Raw genomic sequence first — 17,409 nt, forward strand, 5'->3', positions numbered from 1 at the left:
AGGTTCTTCGAGGGGTTCGAGCCTCCGGAGGACGTCACAGCCGAGCTTCTCCGGGGGACTACAGGACGCAGCACATCGCGAAGTTCGGTGAGCCGTTGTCGCTGGAGGGGCTCGGAGTCGAATGGGACACGAGCGAGTTCGGAACGTTCCCAGACGTCAAGCCCCACCGCTATCCGTGACGAAGTCGATCAACTCCTCCACCCTCCCCAGCAACTCCGGCTCCAGATCCTTGTAGGACCGCACCCCGGACAGGATCCGCTGCCAGGCCTGACCCGTGTTCTCCGGCCAGCCAAGGGCCCGGCACACGCCCTTCTTCCAGTCCTGCCCGTGCGGGATGCGCGGCCACTCCCCGATCCCCAGGACCGCCGGCTTCACGGCCTCCCAGATGTCGATGTACGGGTGGCCCACCACCAGCGCGTGCTCGCTCGTCACCGACTCGGCGATCCGCCACTCCTTGCTGCCGGGGACCAGATGGTCCACCAGGACGCCGAGACGGGCGTCGGGGCCGGGGGAGAAGGCGGAGACGATCGACGGCAGGTCGTCGACGCCCTCCAGGTACTCCACGACCACGCCCTCGATGCGCAGGTCGTCGCCCCACACCTTCTCGACGAGTTCCGCGTCGTGGCGGCCCTCCACATAGATACGGCCGGCGCGGGCCACCCTCGCGCGCGCCCCCGGGACGGCCACCGAACCCGACGCCGTACGCGTGGGACGCACCGGCGCCCTCGACGGGCGCACCAGTGTCACCGCCCGGCCCTCCAGCAGGAAGCCCCGCGGCTCCAGCGGGAACACCCGGTGCTTGCCGAAGCGGTCCTCCAGGGTCACCGTGCCCGCCTCGCAGCGGATCACCGCGCCGCAGAAGCCGGTGCGCGGCTCCTCGACCACCAGACCGGGGTCCGCCGGGACCTCGGGAACGGGCTTCGGCTTCTTCCACGGCGGGGTCAGGTCCGGTGAGTACTGGCGCATTCGGATGACGATAGGAGAAGTCCGGCCGCAGGGGCCGCGGAAGACGTCACGACACGCCGAAACGGGCCGCGAGTGCGTCGCGCTGCGCCCGGACGAACGCCGCGTCCACCACGGCACCGTGTCCCGGCACGTACACCGCGTCCGGGCCGCCCAGTTCGAGCAGCCGGTCCAGGGCCGCCGGCCAGTGCGAGGGAATCGCGTCCGGGCCCGCCTGGGGCTCGCCGGACTCCTCCACCAGGTCCCCGCAGAACACCACCTCCCGCTCGCCGGGCACGAGGACCACCAGATCGTGGGCCGTGTGGGCCGGGCCCACGTTCGCCAGCAGCACCCGCACCCCGCCCAGGTCCAGCGTCCATTCGCCCGAGACCTGGTGGCGCGGGCGGACCAGCGCGTCCGCCGCCTCGGCCGCCTCGGCCGCGTCCAGGCCGTGCCGCACCGCGTCGGCGACCAGCGCGTCCCGCTCGTGGACGAACACCGTGTCGACACCCACCGCCCCGAACACCTCCGTGCCCGTGAACGCCCCCGCCCCGAGGACATGGTCGAAGTGGGGGTGCGTCAGCGCGAGATGTGTCACATGCCGGTCCCCGCCGAGCGGCGCGAGCAGACGCCGCGCCCCGGTGCGCAGCCTCGCGCCCTCCCCCAGGCTCGACCCCGCGTCGATCATGAGCGCCGCATGATCCCCGACCACCAGTCCGGCCGTGCAGTCCCAGCCCGGAAGCCGCGTGCGCCCCGCCCGGGCGCTGAGCGCCTCCCACCCGGACCCTTCCCACCACACCGTCATGGCACGACGCTATCCGCAGACACCCGGCCCTGGCAGGGACACCCTGGGACAGGTCGGTACACCTCGGCACGGCATGGAGCCCGCCCTTGCCGGGGGCGTACCCGACGGCCGTACACTTGCCCCGGGAATGCTGGCACTCACCTGCGCAGAGTGCCAGGGGAAGCGTCAAGGGGACAGACCGCTGGAGGTGTGCGCATGCTCAGTGAACGCAGGCTCGAAGTGCTGCGCGCCATCGTCCAGGACTACGTGGGCACCGAGGAGCCGGTGGGTTCCAAGGCGCTCACCGAACGGCACAGTCTCGGTGTCTCCCCGGCCACCGTCCGCAACGACATGGCCGTGCTGGAGGAGGAGGGCTACATCGCCCAGCCGCACACCAGCGCCGGACGCATCCCCACGGACAAGGGCTACCGCCTCTTCGTCGACAAGCTCGCGGCCGTCAAGCCGATGAGCCCGCCCGAGCGCCGCGCGATCCAGAACTTCCTGGAGGGCGCCGTCGACCTCGACGACGTCGTGGCGCGTACGGTACGGCTGCTCGCGCAGCTCACCCGGCAGGTCGCCGTGGTGCAGTACCCGTCGCTGACCCGTTCGACGGTGCGGCACGTGGAGCTGCTGTCCATGGCGCCCGCACGGCTGATGCTCGTACTGATCACCGACACCGGCCGGGTGGAGCAGCGCATGATCGACTGCCCCGCGCCGTTTGGAGAAACGTCTCTCGCGGATCTGCGGGCGCGGCTCAACAGCCGGGTCGCCGGCCGCCGTTTCGCGGACGTCCCGCAACTGGTGCAGGACCTGTCCGAGGCCTTCGACCCGGAGGACCGGGGCACGGTCACCACGGTGCTCTCCACTCTCCTGGAGACGCTCGTGGAGGAGACCGAGGAGCGGCTGATCATCGGCGGCACCGCCAACCTCACCCGCTTCGTGCATGACTTCCCTCTCACCATCCGCCCCGTCCTGGAGGCGCTGGAGGAGCAGGTCGTCCTTCTCAAGTTGCTGGGCGAGGCAAAGGATCCGGCCATGCGGGTGCGTATCGGCCATGAGAACGCACACGAGGGACTCAACTCCACGTCGGTGGTCTCCGTGGGCTACGGTTCGGGCGGCGAGGCAGTAGCGAAACTCGGCGTGGTCGGACCGACCCGCATGGATTACCCGGGAACGATGGGAGCGGTACGAGCGGTGGCACGGTACGTCGGACAGATCCTGGCGGAGTCGTAAGTGGCCACGGACTACTACGCCGTACTCGGCGTGCGCCGCGACGCGTCGCAGGAAGAGATCAAGAAGGCGTTCCGCCGGCTCGCCCGCGAGCTGCACCCGGACGTCAACCCCGATCCCAAGACGCAGGAGCGGTTCAAGGAGATCAACGCCGCGTACGAGGTGCTCTCGGACCCGCAGAAGAAGCAGGTCTACGACCTCGGCGGCGACCCCCTGTCCCAGGCGGGCGCCGCAGGCGCGGGCGGCTTCGGCGCGGGCGGCTTCGGGAACTTCTCGGACATCATGGACGCGTTCTTCGGTACGGCGTCGCAGCGCGGTCCGCGCTCGCGCACCCGCCGGGGCCAGGACGCGATGATCCGCCTCGATGTGGAGCTGGACGAGGCGGCCTTCGGTACCACGAAGGACATCCAGGTCGACACGGCCGTCGTCTGCAACACCTGCAACGGCGAGGGCGCCGCGCCCGGTACGTCCGCGCAGACCTGTGACATGTGCCGTGGTCGCGGTGAGGTCTCGCAGGTCACGCGGTCCTTCCTGGGCCAGGTCATGACCTCCCGGCCCTGCCCCCAGTGCCAGGGCTTCGGCACGATCGTCCCGACCCCCTGCCCGGAGTGCGCGGGCGACGGCCGGGTGCGCTCCCGCCGGACGCTCACCGTCAAGATCCCCGCGGGCGTGGACAACGGCACCCGGATCCAGCTCGCCGGCGAGGGCGAGGTCGGCCCGGGCGGCGGACCCGCCGGCGACCTGTACGTCGAGATCCACGAGCTGCCGCACTCGACCTTCCAGCGTCGCGGCGACGACCTGCACTGCACGGTCACCATCCCGATGACGGCGGCGGCCCTCGGTACCAAGGTGCCGCTGGAGACGCTCGACGGCATGGAGGAGGTCGACATCCGTCCCGGCACGCAGTCCGGGCAGTCGATTCCGCTGCACAGCCGTGGCGTCACGCATCTGCGCGGCGGTGGCCGGGGCGACCTGGTCGTGCACGTCGAGGTGCAGACGCCGTCGAAGCTGGACCCCGAGCAGGAGCGCCTGCTGAGGGAACTGGCGAAGCTACGGGGTGAGGAACGGCCGCAGGGGCAGTTCCAGCCGGGGCAGCAGGGGTTGTTCTCACGGCTGAAGGACGCCTTCAACGGGCGCTGACCGTGGCTCGGAATGCCCGGACCGGCCCGGAACATCCGGGCCACGGGCACCCTCCCGCCCCCTGTGACCCGCGAACCCTTCCCCTGGCATATACCAGGGGAAGGCCGGATTCGGACTTGTGTAAAGGACGTGACAACATGCCGTCATGTCCTCCGTGCTGACCGATCTCCTCCGCCACCCGATCGTGCAGGCCCCCATGGCGGGCGGCGTCTCCGTGCCGCAGCTCGCTGCCGCCGTGTCCGAGGCGGGTGGCCTCGGGTTCCTCGCCGCCGGCTACAAGACCGCCGACGGCATGTACCAGGAGATCAAGCAGCTCCGCGGGCTCACGGCCCGCCCCTTCGGCGTGAACGTGTTCATGCCGCAGTCCGATCAGGCGGACCCCGCCGCCGTCGAGGTCTACGCCGAACAGCTCGCCGGCGAGGCCGCCTGGTACAAGACCGAGCTGGGTGACCCCGACAGCGGCCGGGACGACGGTTACGACGCCAAGCTGGCCGTCCTCCTCGACAACCCGGTGCCGGTGGTCTCCTTCCACTTCGGTATCCCCGCCCCGTCGGTCCTGGACTCCCTGCGCCGCGCGGGCACCCTCACCCTGGTCACCGTGACCACCGCCGAGGAGGCCCTCGCCGTGCAGGAGGCGGGCGCCGACGCGGTCATCGCACAGGGCGTCGAGGCCGGCGGACACCAGGGCACCCACCGCGACAGCGCCGAGAACGACGGCTCCGGCATCGGACTGCTCTCCCTCGTCGCCCAGGTCCGCGAGGCCGTACGGATCCCGATCGTGGCGGCCGGAGGCCTCATGCGCGGCAGTCAGATCGCCGGGGTCATCGCGGCGGGCGCGAGCGCGGCCCAACTCGGCACCGCCTTCCTCGCCACCCCCGAGTCCGGCGCCCACCCCCTGCACAAGCAGGCGCTGACCGACCCCCTGTTCGTCCGGACGGAGCTGACGCGCGCGTTCTCCGGGCGCCCGGCACGCGGCCTGGTCAACCGGTTCATGCGGGAGCACGGGCCGTACGCGCCCGCCGCCTACCCGGAGATCCACCACCTCACCTCCCCGCTGCGCAAGGCGGCGGCCAAGGAGGGCGACCCGCAGGGCATGGCGCTGTGGGCCGGTCAGGGCCACCGCATGGCCCGCGACCTGCCCGCCGGGCGGCTGGTGGAGGTGCTGGCGGCGGAACTCCGCGAAGCGGTGACAGCGTTGTCCACCCGAGGTGCCGGGCGATGACGGCCCCCGTGTTCGTCGTGGACCGGCTCGACGGCGTCGGGCCCGAGTTGGTGCTCGACGGCCCGGAGGGACGGCACGCGGTCTCGGTGAAGCGCCTGCGGCCGGGGGAGGCCGTCGTCCTGACCGACGGCGCCGGACGCCGGGCGGAGTGCGAGGTCGTCGCCACCGAGGGCAAGGACCGGTTGATCGTCCATGTGACCTCGCTGTCCGAGGAACCGCCCGAGGAACCCCGCATCACCGTCGTCCAGGCCCTCCCCAAGGGCGACCGCGGTGAGCTGGCCGTCGAGACCATGACCGAGGTCGGCGTCGACGCGATCGTCCCGTGGCAGGCCTCCCGGTGCATCACCCAGTGGAAGGGCGAGCGGGGGCTGAAGGCCCTCGCCAAGTGGCGGGCCACCGCCCGCGAGGCGGGCAAGCAGTCCCGCCGGGTGCGCTTCCCCGAGGTCGCGGACGCCGCGACGACCAAGCAGGTCGCGGCACTTCTCGCCGAGGCCGACTTCGCCGCGGTCCTGCACGAGAGCGGAGAGGAACCCCTCGCGGCCGTGCAACTGCCCACGAAGGGCGAGATCGTTCTGGTCGTCGGGCCCGAAGGGGGCGTCGCGCCCGAGGAGTTGACCCTGTTCGCGCAGGCGGGCGCGAGAGCCTTCCGGATGGGGCGCACCGTCCTGCGCACCTCGACCGCCGGCACCGCGGCGGCCGCGCTGCTGCTCGGCCGCACCGGACGCTGGTCCTGACCGACGGGGGTACGCCATGGAGCTCGCCCAGGTACGGCTGCTGGTGTCGGACTTCGCCGCCTGCTACCGGTTCTACGCCGACGTCCTCGGCCTCAGGCCCCAGTCGGGGGCGGTGGACGGGCCCTACGAGAAGTTCGGCCCCGCCACCGGATCGGCGGGCATCGCGCTCCAGGACCGGGCGATGATGGCCCGGATACTGGGCGAACTCGGCGACACGGCGACGGGCCACCGCTCGCTCGTGGTGCTGCGCGTGGACGACCTTGACGCGTACTGCGAGCGGATAACGTCCCGCGGCGCGACGCTCCTGCACGGCCCGGCCCCCATGACCGACCGCATGCGCGTCGCCCATCTCAAGGACCCCGAGGACAACCTGGTGGAACTCCAGGAGTGGCTGCTCCTGGGCGGCTGACGGTACGTCCGGGGGCGGGGTGAAGAGGGGCGCACACGGGCGCCTGGTGTGGCCGTATGCGCTCTACCGTCGGCCGCGGGAGCGTGGCACGCTCCCTTCCATGGGGGCATTGAGGCGGATTTGGCGGCGGCCGCGGGGATGGCGGCCGGCGGCGGCGACCGGACTCGTGGCGGTGGCCGTGGGCGGAGGCGTGGCCTGCCAGCCCGGTGATCTGAGTTCGGCGGCGGTCGCGTACACCACCGACCAGACGGCGACGAGGGAACTCCAGCGGCAGCACGTACACGTGCGCTGGCTCATCTGCACGGGCGGCTACGGCGCCGCTTCCACCGCCACCAGGTCCCACGGGACGCCCACCCCGACCGAGACCACCGTCGTCGGCGTCGACTGCCAGGGGATGACGGACGACGGCAAGGACATCACCGTCAGGGGCCGGGTCACCCGCGCCGTCGACGGCAAGTGCGTCCGCGGGGACCTGCGGGCCACGGTGGGCGGCAAGGAGCGGTTCCACGTCAACGGCCTCGGCAACTGCAACGCGGCCACCACACCCACGTACCAGCCGCCCGTCACCTACCGGCCGCCCTCCGGGCAGCCAGGCCCCACCGTGACCGTGACGAAGACGATCTGGTGCCAGGGCGACCCCACCTGCTGGCCCGCGCAGGGCAAATGACACACGTCAGGAACCGCGAGCGACTGCCAAAACCCCTGTCCACGACCGCGCTTGCTGCTTAGGGTGACCTGGTGACTCAGTCCGCATCGCTCGCGTATCTCCGCTTCCCGCACCTGCACGGTGAGTTGGTCGCCTTCACCGCCGAGGACGACGTCTGGGTCGCCCCGCTCGACGGCGGCCGTGCCTGGCGGGTCAGCGCCGACAACGTCCCGGTCAACCACCCCCGAATATCCCCGGACGGCCAGACCGTCGCGTGGACCTCCTCCCGCGACGGCGCCCCGGAGGTGCACGCCGCACCGATCGACGGCGGCCCCGCCAAGCGCCTGACACACTGGGGCAGTGCCAAGACCCAGGTGCGCGGCTGGACCCCCGACGGACGGGTACTCGCCCTCAGCACCGTCGGCCAGGCCTCACTGCGCCGCACCTGGGCGCACGCCGTACCGCTCGACGGCGGCCCGGCCACCACCCTGCCCCACGGGCCCGTCGGCGAGGTCGCCCATGGGCCGAGCACGGTGCTGCTGTCCGCGCCCATGGGCCGTGAGGCCGCCTGGTGGAAGCGGTACCGGGGCGGCACGGCCGGCAAGCTGTGGATCGACCCCGAGGGCAACGGGGAGTTCGTGCGGCTGCACGAGGACCTCGACGGCAACATCGAGTACCCGGCCTGGGTGGGCGACCGCATCGCCTTCCTCTCCGACCACGAGGGCGTCGGCGCGCTGTACTCGTCGCTCGCCGACGGCTCGGACCTGCGCCGCCACACGCCCCTCGACAGCTTCTACGCCCGGCACGCGGCCACCGACGGAACGCGTGTCGTGTACTCCTCGGCCGGTGAACTGTGGCTCCTGGAGGACCTGGAGGGGGCCGAGCCCCGGCGGCTCGACATCCGGCTCGGCGGGCAGCGCATAGATCTCCAGCAGTATCCCGTGAGCGCGAGCCGCTGGTTCGGGGCCGCCTCGCCCGACCACACCGGACGCGGCAGCGCGGTCTCGGTGCGCGGCGCCGTCCACTGGGTCACCCACCGCTCGGGGCCCGCCCGCGCGCTCGCCGCCGACCACGGCGTGCGGGCCCGGCTGCCCCGCACCTTCCGGGTGGAGGGCGAGGAGTGGGTGGTGTGGGTGACGGACGCGGAGGGCGAGGACGCCCTGGAGTTCGCGCCCGCCACCGGACTCGCGCCCGGCGCCACCCCGCGGCGGCTCGCCGCCGGGCGTCTCGGCCGGGTGCTCGGACTCGCGGTGGCCCCCGACGGCGGCCGGGTCGCGGTCGCCGCGCACGACGGGCGGGTACTGCTCGTCGAGCGGGACAGCGGCGAGGTGCGCGAGGTCGACCGCGGCGAGGACGGCGAGGTCAGCGGACTCGTCTTCTCACCGGACTCGGCGTGGCTGGCCTGGTCGCACCCCGGCCCCCGCCCGCTGCGCCAGCTCAAGCTCGCCAACACGGCCGACCTGTCGGTGACCGAGGCGACCCCGCTGCGCTTCAGGGACTACGCGCCCGCGTTCACGCTGGACGGCAAGCACCTGGCGTTCCTCTCGGCACGCTCCTTCGACCCGGTCTACGACGAGCACGTCTTCGACCTGGCCTTCGTGGGCGGCTCACGGCCGCACTTGATCACGCTCGCCGCGACCACCCCGTCACCCTTCGGGCCGCAGCGCCACGGCCGTCCCTTCGAGGCGCCCGAGAAGGACGAGACGCCCGACAGCGAGGGCGCGCCCACGACCCGTATCGACCTTGAAGGGCTCGCCGACCGGATCGTGCCGTTCCCGGTCGAGGCGGCCCGCTACTCCGGGCTGCGCGCCGCCAAGGACGGGGTGCTCTGGCTGCGGCACCCGGTGCGCGGTGTCCTGGGCGCGTCACGGGCCACCCCCGACGACCCCGATCCCCGCAGCGAGCTGGAGCGCTACGACCTCGTCCAGCAGCGCCTGGAGCACCTCGCCTCGGACGCCGACCGCTTCGCGGTCAGCGGCGACGGCAAGCGGGTGCTGCTGTGGACCGACGGCAAGCTGAAGGTCGTACCGAGCGACCGGCGGGCCCCGAACGACGACGACAGCGACGCGAACATCACCGTGGACCTGTCCCGGATACGGCAGACCGTCGACCCGGCGGCCGAGTGGCGGCAGATGTACGAGGAGACCGGCCGCCTCATGCGCGACAACTTCTGGCGGCCCGACCTCGGCGGGGTCGACTGGGACGGCGTGCTGGACCGGTACCGGCCCGTCCTGGAGCGCATCGCCACACACGACGACCTGGTGGACCTGCTGTGGGAGGTGCAGGGCGAGCTGGGCACCTCGCACGCGTACGTCACACCGAACGGGCACGGGCCGGGCGAGGACCGCCGGCAGGGGCTGCTCGGGGCCGACATCTCCCGGCACCCGGACGGGAGCTGGCGCATCGACCGGGTGCTGCCGTCGGAGACCTCCGACCCCGACGCCCGGGCGCCGCTGGCCGCGCCCGGGGTGGCGGTACGGGCCGGGGACGCGATCCTCGCGGTCGGCGGGCGGCCGGTGGATCCGGTGGCCGGACCGGGGCCGCTGCTGGTCGGGACGGCGGGCGGACCGGTGGAGCTGACGATCTCCCCGGCGGGCGGGGGCGATCCGCGGCACACCGTGGTCGTGCCGATCGCGGACGAGGAGCCGCTCAGGTACCACGCGTGGGTCGAGGACCGGCGGGCGTATGTGCACGAGAAGTCCGGCGGGCGCCTCGGGTATCTGCATGTGCCCGACATGGTGGGTTCCGGCTGGGCGCAGCTCCACCGCGACCTGCGCGTCGAGGTCGCCCGGGACGGACTGGTCGTGGACGTCCGGGAGAACCGGGGCGGCCACACCTCCCAGCTGGTCGTGGAGAAACTGGCGCGGCGTATCGTCGGCTGGGGCCTGCCGCGCGGGCTGCGGGCGTACAGCTACCCGGAGGACGCGCCGCGCGGGCCGGTCGTGGCCGTCGCCAACGAGTTCTCCGGGTCCGACGGGGACATCGTCAACGCGGCGGTCAAGGCGCTCGGGATCGGGCCGGTGGTCGGGACCCGGACGTGGGGCGGCGTCATTGGGATCGACAGCATGTACCGCCTGGTCGACGGGACGCTGGTGACCCAGCCGAAGTACGCGTTCTGGCTCGACGGCTACGGGTGGGGCGTGGAGAACCACGGTGTCGATCCCGACGTCGAGGTGGTCCAGACACCGCAGGACCACGCGGCCGGGCGGGACGTCCAGCTGGACGAGGCGGTGCGGATGGCGCTGGCCGCGCTGGAGGAGCGCCCGGCGAAGCGGCCCCCGGAGCTGCCGGCTCTGTGATCCACCGCACGACGACGGATGTTCCCGGTGCTCCCGGCCGTTGCCGGTGATCTCCGGCGTTCCCGGGGGTTCCCCGTCCACCGGCCCTTTTCCGGACCGGTGGACGGGCGGGGCCGATACGATGCCGTCGTAGTGATCAGTCTGTGTGAGGAGACACGCACATGGCGGGAGAGCCGCAGGACGACTGCCTGTTCTGCAAGATCGCCGGGGGGCACATTCCGGCGACGATCGTCCGGGAGAGTGACACCACCGTCGCCTTCCAGGACATAAACCCCCAGGCGCCGACCCACGTCCTGGTCATCCCGAGGCTCCACCACCCGGACGCCGCCTCCCTCGCCGCCGCCGCGCCGTCCGTCGCCGCCGATGTGCTGCGTGAGGCCGGCGAGGTCGCCGCGCAGGAAAAGCTGGAGAGCTACCGCATCGTCTTCAACACCGGAAGCGGCGCCGGGCAGACCGTCTGGCACGCGCACGCGCATGTCCTCGGCGGCCGCGGCCTGCAGTGGCCCCCCGGGTAACGCCCCATGTCCGTCCGTGAACTGGTCGTCCTCGGCACCGCCAGCCAGGTCCCGACCCGGGACCGCAACCACAACGGCTATCTGCTGCGCTGGGACGGCGAGGGCATCCTCTTCGACCCCGGCGAGGGCACCCAGCGGCAGATGCTTCGCGCCGGGGTCGCCGCCCACGACCTGCACCGGATCTGTGTCACACACTTCCACGGGGACCACTCGCTGGGGCTGGCCGGGGTCATCCAGCGGATCAACCTGGACAAGGTGCCGCACGAGATCACCGCGCACTACCCCAGGTCGGGACAGCGGTTCTTCGAGCGGCTGCGGTTCGCCACCGCCTACCGCGAGACCGTCCCGCTCACCGAGGCACCGGTCGCCGCGGACGGAGTGCTCGCGACGACCGGCGCGTACACGCTCGAAGCCCGCCGGCTCTCCCACCCCGTCGAGTCGTTCGGTTACCGGCTCGTCGAGCCCGACGGGCGGCGGATGCTGCCCGAGCGGCTCGCCGCGCACGGGATCGCGGGCCCGGACGTGGGCCGTCTCCAGCGCGAGGGCTCTCTCGGCGGGGTCCCGCTGGAAGCCGTGAGCGAGGTGCGGCGCGGACAGCGGTTCGCGTTCGTCATGGACACCCGGCTGTGCGAGGGGGTGTACGCCCTTGCCGAGGACTGCGACCTGCTCGTCATCGAGTCGACCTTCCTCGACGAGGACGAGCAACTGGCCGTGGAGTACGGCCACCTGACGGCCGGACAGGCGGCACGGGCGGCCCGGGAGGCCGGGGTGCGGCACCTGGTCCTCACTCACTTCAGCCAGCGCTACACGGAGCCGGAGGAGTTCGAGCGGCAGGCGCGGGCCGCCGGGTTCGAGGGGGAGCTGACCGTGGCGCACGACCTGCTGAGGGTGCCGGTCCCGAAACGGGTGTGACCGGGCCTTACGATGCTGCGATGCCCCTCCCCAAAGCCGAACTGCACCTCCACATCGAAGGCACCCTGGAGCCGGAGCTGGCCTTCGGGCTGGCCGCCCGCAACGCCGTCGAACTGCCGTACGCGGACACCGACGACCTGCGCAAGGCGTACGCCTTCGAAGATCTCCAGTCCTTCCTGAATCTGTACTACGAGCTGATGGCCGTACTGCGGACCGAGCGGGACTTCGAGGACCTCGCGAACGCGTATCTGGAGCGGGCCGCCGCCCAGGGCGTGCGGCACGCCGAGATCTTCTTCGACCCGCAGGCCCACATCGCCCGCGGCGTGCCCATGGGGACGGTCGTCGAGGGCCTGTGGCGGGCGCTCGGCCGCAGCGAGCAGAACCACGGTGTCTCCACCCAGCTGCTCATGTGCTTCCTGCGGGACGAGTCCGCCGACTCCGCCATGGAGACGCTGCGGGCCGCCGAGCCGTACCTCGACCGGATCGTCGGTGTCGGCCTCGACTCCGCCGAGGTCGGCCACCCGCCGGCCAAGTTCCGCGAGGTGTACGAGGCCGCCGCCGCCCTCGGGCTGCGCCGGGTCGCGCACGCGGGTGAGGAGGGGCCGCCGGAGTACATCACCGAGGCCCTCGACGTGCTAGGCGTCGAGCGCGTCGACCACGGGCTGCGCTGTCTGGAGGACCCGGCGCTGGTCGAGCGGCTGGTGCGCGAGCGGGTGCCGCTCACGCTGTGCCCGCTGTCCAACGTCCGGCTGCGTGCCGTCGACGTCCTGGCGGACCATCCGCTGCCCGCGATGCTCGACGCCGGGCTGCTGTGCACCGTCAACTCCGACGACCCGGCGTACTTCGGCGGATATGTGGGGGACACCTTCCACGCCGTGCGCGACGCCCTCGGCCTGAGCAGGGAGCGGATGCGGGAGCTGGCCCGCAACTCGTTCGTCGCCTCCTTCCTGGAGCACGACGAGGAGCGGCGGGCGCGCTACCTCGCCGAGGTGGACGCCTACGAGTTCACCGCGCAGTAGGTGTGCTGCCCGGCAGCACACCTACTGCGTCCCGGGCCCCGGCGCGGCGGTCGCCTGCCGGGGCCCGGCCGTGTCGTACGCGCGCCGGGCCCGGGCCGTCGGGGTGTCGAGCACGATCTCCACGACGGGCTGCTCGGGCGCGCCGACCGGCGGGGCCGCGCCCGCGGGGCCGGCCGTGGACGCGGCGACCACGGCGGCCGCGGTCCCTCCGCGGCGGCGCACCGCGCCCGGCAGGAGCGGGCGGCCGGCGGTGTGCCGGGCGACGGCGGCCAGCGGGAGGGCGATCGCCAGCAGGCCGGTCGCGAGGATCGCGCCCATCGCCGGGAAGCCCGCCCGCGCGGCCAGCACGCTCCCGGTGAGGGGACCAGCCGCGGTGCCGAGCGAGGACGCCGAGCCGACGAGGACGGCCCAGCGGCCACGCTGGTCGAGGGAGGCCGCGAGGCCGATCAGATACGACAGCACGATCGGGTAGAGCGTGTTCCAGGCGATCTCGCCGGTCGCGAAGGTGCCGAGGTCGTCGGCGGAGGCGCTGAGCGCGATACAGCCGGCGATGAGCACGGTGCCCGCGCCGACCGGGAGCGCGCGGCCGAGGCGCGGCCCGAGCATGCCCGCGCCGGTCACGCCGAGCAGCCCGGCGCCGAGCGCGGCCGCGAAGACCGCGCCGACGGTGACCTCCGTCAGGTGCGCCTGGGTCAGGCCGATGCGTCCGCTGACGCCCCACAGGGAGTTCTGGGCGAGGGACCAGCACAGGATGCCGGCGGCCAGCACGAGCCCGGAAGCGCGATGGGGCAGGCGGCCCGTCCCGAGGGGAGCCGTGGTGACGGGCGCGGGGGAGGCGAGGCGGCCGGTCGCGGGCCACGCCAGCAGGGTGGTGAGCGCGATCGCGGCGAGCGGGAGGCCGTGGCCCGGGCCGAGGTGGGGGACCGTCAGATAGACCGCCCCGGCGAGCGCGGACACGCTCAACAGGCCCAGTGTGGAGGCCCGGTGCGGGTCTTGCCTGCCGGCGATGCCGGTCGCGGCGACCGTGGTGGCGGTCCCCGAGCCGAATCCGCCGGCGACGGCCCCCGCGACGACCACGGGAACGCTGTGGCTCAGAGCGGCCGTGCCGTATCCCGCGGCGGCGAGCAGCAGGCCGGCGCGGGCCAGCCTCCGGGGGCCGACGCGGTGGACGTGGGCGGCCAGCAGAAAGCCCGCGGAGGCCGAACTCAGCAGCAGGGCGCTGCCGATGGAGCCTGCCTCGGTGGCGGAGAGCGGCAGACCCGCGTCGAGCCTGCCGACGATGGTGGGCAGAAGGTACGCGGCGAGGTACCCGGCCGTGAAAAGGGCGACGAGATGCCAGGGCGGGGCGGTGCGGGGAGACACGGGCGTTCCAGGGCGTGCGAAAGGGCGGCTCAGGAAGGGAGGTTGGGGCGCCGTCCGTCGACCGACAGGAACGCGCGGGCAATTTGTATCAAGCACACGGTGCGAGAAGAAGCGCAGAGTGTGTGATGTGAGTCACTTTGTGGTTTGCGGCTGGTGGGGTCGGGTAAACGCGCGCATTTTCCGGGATCGCCGTGGCCGGCGACGGCACCCCGCGGGACCGCGACGACGACGCGGCGATGCGTGTCGCGGACCCCGGGTGGGTCGCTCCGGCAGTGCCCCGCTGGCAGCCGGGGACGGCTCAGGGCAACCGGCGCCGCCCACCGTGACATGTGGTGCACACTGACTGGATCCGCACCACGTCAGGGAGCCCACCGTGACCGCCACCACCGGAGAGGGACAGCACCGCCACCCGGGCATGGAAGAGGTACCGCACCCCCATCCCCACCTCGGGGAGGAAACGCACCACCACTCCCATGTCGACCCCCTGGCCGCCCTGCGCGCGCCGGGAGACCCGCCCCGCGACGTGTACCTCACGGGCACGGTGTTCCTCGACATCATCTTCACGGGGCTCGACTCCGCCCCCGTGCGCGGCACCGAGTCCTGGGCCCGCGGGATGGGATCGAGCCCGGGCGGTGTCGCCAACATGGCCACCGCGCTGGCCCGCCTCGGCCTGAGGACGTCCCTGGCCGCGGCCTTCGGCGACGACCACTACGGCGAGTACTGCTGGGACGAGCTGGAACAGGGCGAGGGCATCGACCTCTCGCCGTCCCGGCGCGTTTCCGGCTGGCACTCCCCGGTCACCGTCTCCATGGCCTACGAGGGTGAGCGGACCATGGTCTCCCACGGCCACGAGCCGCCGCCGCAGGAGCCCGTCCCCACCTGCACGCCCCGCGCCCGGGCCGCCGTCGCCTCGCTGACCCCTGGCCGGCGCGCCCCCTGGATCGCCGAGGCCGCGAAGCGCGGCACCCGTATCTTCGCCGACGTCGGCTGGGACGACACCGGGGCCTGGGACCTCGCGGGCCTCGCGGACCTCGAACACTGCGAGGCGTTCCTGCCGAACGCCGAAGAGGCCATGCGGTACACGGGCACCGACTGCCCGCGCGCCGCCGCGCACGCGCTGAGCGCCCGTGTGCCGCTGGCCGTGGTCACCCTCGGCGCGGAGGGCGCGTACGCCGTGGACGGGCGAACCGGGGAGACCGCCGCCGTGCCGGCGATCGCCGTCGAGGCGCTGGACCCGACCGGCGCGGGCGATGTCTTCGTGGCGGGCTTCGTGACCGGCACGCTGGCCGAGTGGCCGCTGGCCGACCGTCTCGCCTTCGCGGGCCTGACGGCCGCTCTCTCGGTGCAGGAGTTCGGCGGGTCGCTGTCGGCGCCCGGATGGTCCGAGGTCGCGGCGTGGTGGCGCCGGGTGCAGTCCTACGAGGACCAGGACCCGGTCGCCCTCAGCCGGTACGCGTTCCTGGACCGGCTGCTCCCGGAGGAGTGCGTGGAGCCCTGGCCGCGGCGGCGTGCCGTGCCGACGATCGGGTTCCGCGGATCGACTTGAGCGCGGCGGCGTGACGCCGCCCGGACGCCAGGGTCGCGGTCAGAAGCCCAGCCGGCGCAGCTGCTTCGGGTCCCGCTGCCAGTCCTTGGCCACCTTCACATGCAGGTCCAGGAACACCGGCGTGCCGAGCAGCGCCTCGATGTGCTTGCGGGACTTGATGCCGACCTCCTTCAGGCGCTTGCCCTTGGGGCCGATGATGATCCCCTTCTGGCTGGGGCGCTCGATGTAGACGTTCGCGTGGATGTCCAGCAGAGGCTTGTCCGCGGGTCGGTCCTCGCGCGGCAGCATCTCCTCCACCACCACCGCGATGGAGTGCGGCAGTTCGTCCCGCACGCCCTCCAGCGCCGCCTCCCGGATCAGCTCGGCCACCATGACCTGCTCCGGTTCGTCCGTCAGGTCGCCCTCGGGGTAGAGCGCGGGCCCCTCGGGCAGCAGCGGGATCAGCAGGTCGGCCAGCAGTTCGACCTGCTTGTCGCCGACCGCCGACACGGGCACGATCTCCGCCCACTCGATCCCCAGCTCCTTGCCCAGCTGGTCGATCGCGATCAGCTGCTCGGCCAGGGCCTTGGGGTCCACGAGGTCCGTCTTGGTGACGATCGCGACCTTCGGGGTCTTCCTGATCCCGGCCAGCTCCTTGGCGATGAAGCGGTCACCGGGGCCGAGCTTCTGGTCGGCGGGCAGACAGAAGCCGATCACGTCCACCTCGGCCCACGTCGTGCGCACCACGTCGTTGAGCCGCTCGCCGAGCAGCGTCCGCGGCTTGTGCAGACCGGGGGTGTCGACCAGGATCAGCTGCGCGTCCGGCCGGTGAACGATGCCCCGTACCGTGTGCCGCGTCGTCTGCGGCCGGTTCGAGGTGATCGCCACCTTCTGCCCGACCAGAGCGTTCGTGAGGGTGGACTTGCCCGCGTTGGGTCGGCCCACGAAACAGGCGAAGCCCGCCCGGTGGACGGCCTCGGTCGGCTCGGATGACTGGCTGCGCACGCTCATGGCGCCCATTCTCCCTGATCCACGGAGCCCCCTCGCACGGTCGTCCGCACACCGGGCCCGGCGAGGTGCCGGAACGACTCGCTCGACGTCGTCGTACACCGGCGTCGTCGTACACCGGCCCTGACCTTACGGTGCACACCGAGACCGCCTACGATCACGGAGTCCTGGGCCACGGGCCCCCGGTCGCCCACTCCGTGCCCTCCGCCCCCTCCCTCACGCAGAAGGTCACCTCCCAGGCATGAAGCTCATCACCGCGGTCGTCAAGCCCTTCCGCCTCGACGCGGTCAAGACGGCCCTCCAGGAACTCGGTGTGCACGGCCTGACCGTGACCGAGGCCGGCGGCTACGGCCGCCAGCGCGGCCACACCGAGGTGTACCGCGGCGCCGAGTACCGGGTCGACCTCGTGCCCAAGGCCCGTATCGAGGTCGTGGTCGAGGACGCGGACGCCGACGCGGTGATCGAGGCGGTGGTGAAGGCCGCACAGACCGGGAAGATCGGCGACGGCAAGGTGTGGGCGGTACCCGTGGAGACCGTGGTACGGGTGCGCACGGGCGAGCGCGGTCCCGACGCGGTGATCGAGGCGGTGGTGAAGGCCGCACAGACCGGGAAGATCGGCGACGGCAAGGTGTGGGCGGTACCCGTGGAGACCGTGGTACGGG

General features: G+C 72.7%; 16 protein-coding genes. 12 read left to right on the forward strand and 4 right to left on the reverse strand.

What is annotated here, in order from left to right; genetic code table 11:
* Window positions 1-156: 156 nt before the first annotated feature.
* A complete protein-coding gene (locus tag ABZ823_RS02175) occupies window positions 157-966 on the reverse strand; it encodes a DUF3097 domain-containing protein (RefSeq protein ID WP_361652679.1) in 810 nt (269 codons plus the stop codon).
* Window positions 967-1,012: 46 nt separating this feature from the next.
* A complete protein-coding gene (locus tag ABZ823_RS02180) occupies window positions 1,013-1,747 on the reverse strand; it encodes an MBL fold metallo-hydrolase (RefSeq protein WP_361652681.1) in 735 nt (244 codons plus the stop codon).
* Between the two features lie 195 nt (window positions 1,748-1,942).
* On the opposite strand from ABZ823_RS02180, the gene hrcA reads away from it, so the two are divergent.
* The 10 genes from hrcA to ABZ823_RS02230 all read left to right on the forward strand — a co-directional run bounded on the left by hrcA (window position 1,943) and on the right by ABZ823_RS02230 (window position 12,852).
* Complete coding sequence (gene hrcA, locus ABZ823_RS02185; protein ID WP_361652683.1) at window positions 1,943-2,959, forward strand: heat-inducible transcriptional repressor HrcA; 1,017 nt, start codon at window positions 1,943-1,945, stop codon at window positions 2,957-2,959.
* Window positions 2,960-4,096 (forward strand): molecular chaperone DnaJ, encoded by a 1,137-nt coding sequence (gene dnaJ / locus ABZ823_RS02190; protein ID WP_361652685.1) that lies wholly within the window; start codon window positions 2,960-2,962, stop codon window positions 4,094-4,096.
* A 145-nt stretch (window positions 4,097-4,241) separates the two neighbouring features.
* Window positions 4,242-5,318, forward strand: a complete 1,077-nt coding sequence (locus tag ABZ823_RS02195; RefSeq protein ID WP_361652687.1) for a nitronate monooxygenase — start codon at window positions 4,242-4,244, stop codon at window positions 5,316-5,318.
* A complete protein-coding gene (locus tag ABZ823_RS02200; RefSeq protein ID WP_361652689.1) occupies window positions 5,315-6,052 on the forward strand; it encodes a 16S rRNA (uracil(1498)-N(3))-methyltransferase in 738 nt (245 codons plus the stop codon). The genes ABZ823_RS02195 and ABZ823_RS02200 overlap by 4 nt, the downstream gene beginning before the upstream one ends.
* Window positions 6,053-6,068: 16 nt before the next feature.
* Window positions 6,069-6,461, forward strand: a complete 393-nt coding sequence (locus tag ABZ823_RS02205; RefSeq protein ID WP_361652691.1) for a VOC family protein — start codon at window positions 6,069-6,071, stop codon at window positions 6,459-6,461.
* A 100-nt stretch (window positions 6,462-6,561) separates the two neighbouring features.
* Window positions 6,562-7,128: a hypothetical protein gene (locus ABZ823_RS02210; protein ID WP_361652693.1), complete on the forward strand. Its 567-nt coding sequence runs from the start codon at window positions 6,562-6,564 to the stop codon at window positions 7,126-7,128.
* A 71-nt stretch (window positions 7,129-7,199) separates the two neighbouring features.
* Window positions 7,200-10,406, forward strand: a complete 3,207-nt coding sequence (locus ABZ823_RS02215) for a S41 family peptidase (protein WP_361652695.1) — start codon at window positions 7,200-7,202, stop codon at window positions 10,404-10,406.
* A gap of 161 nt (window positions 10,407-10,567) precedes the next feature.
* The gene (locus tag ABZ823_RS02220; RefSeq protein WP_361652697.1) at window positions 10,568-10,921 is read left to right on the forward strand and encodes an HIT domain-containing protein; all 354 of its coding nucleotides are present in this window, start codon (window positions 10,568-10,570) and stop codon (window positions 10,919-10,921) included.
* Between the two features lie 6 nt (window positions 10,922-10,927).
* Window positions 10,928-11,833, forward strand: a complete 906-nt coding sequence (locus ABZ823_RS02225; RefSeq protein ID WP_361652699.1) for a ribonuclease Z — start codon at window positions 10,928-10,930, stop codon at window positions 11,831-11,833.
* A gap of 20 nt (window positions 11,834-11,853) precedes the next feature.
* Window positions 11,854-12,852: an adenosine deaminase gene (locus ABZ823_RS02230; protein WP_361652701.1), complete on the forward strand. Its 999-nt coding sequence runs from the start codon at window positions 11,854-11,856 to the stop codon at window positions 12,850-12,852.
* Between the two features lie 21 nt (window positions 12,853-12,873).
* On the opposite strand, the gene ABZ823_RS02235 is transcribed toward ABZ823_RS02230, so the two are convergent.
* On the reverse strand, window positions 12,874-14,214 hold the full coding sequence (locus ABZ823_RS02235) for an MFS transporter (RefSeq protein WP_361652703.1): 1,341 nt from the start codon (window positions 14,212-14,214) through the stop codon (window positions 12,874-12,876).
* Between the two features lie 415 nt (window positions 14,215-14,629).
* On the opposite strand from ABZ823_RS02235, the gene ABZ823_RS02240 reads away from it, so the two are divergent.
* A complete protein-coding gene (locus ABZ823_RS02240) occupies window positions 14,630-15,760 on the forward strand; it encodes a PfkB family carbohydrate kinase (protein ID WP_361652853.1) in 1,131 nt (376 codons plus the stop codon).
* Window positions 15,761-15,799: 39 nt separating this feature from the next.
* Here ABZ823_RS02240 and era read toward each other — a convergent pair whose 3' ends face one another.
* Window positions 15,800-16,759: a GTPase Era gene (gene era / locus ABZ823_RS02245; RefSeq protein WP_361652705.1), complete on the reverse strand. Its 960-nt coding sequence runs from the start codon at window positions 16,757-16,759 to the stop codon at window positions 15,800-15,802.
* A gap of 229 nt (window positions 16,760-16,988) precedes the next feature.
* Here era and ABZ823_RS02250 point away from each other — a divergent pair.
* A partial coding sequence (locus tag ABZ823_RS02250) for a P-II family nitrogen regulator (protein WP_361652707.1) occupies window positions 16,989-17,409 on the forward strand: 421 nt, incomplete at its 3' end.

Source organism: Streptomyces sp. NPDC047079 (genome assembly GCF_040643755.1).
Lineage (GTDB): Bacteria > Actinomycetota > Actinomycetes > Streptomycetales > Streptomycetaceae > Streptomyces.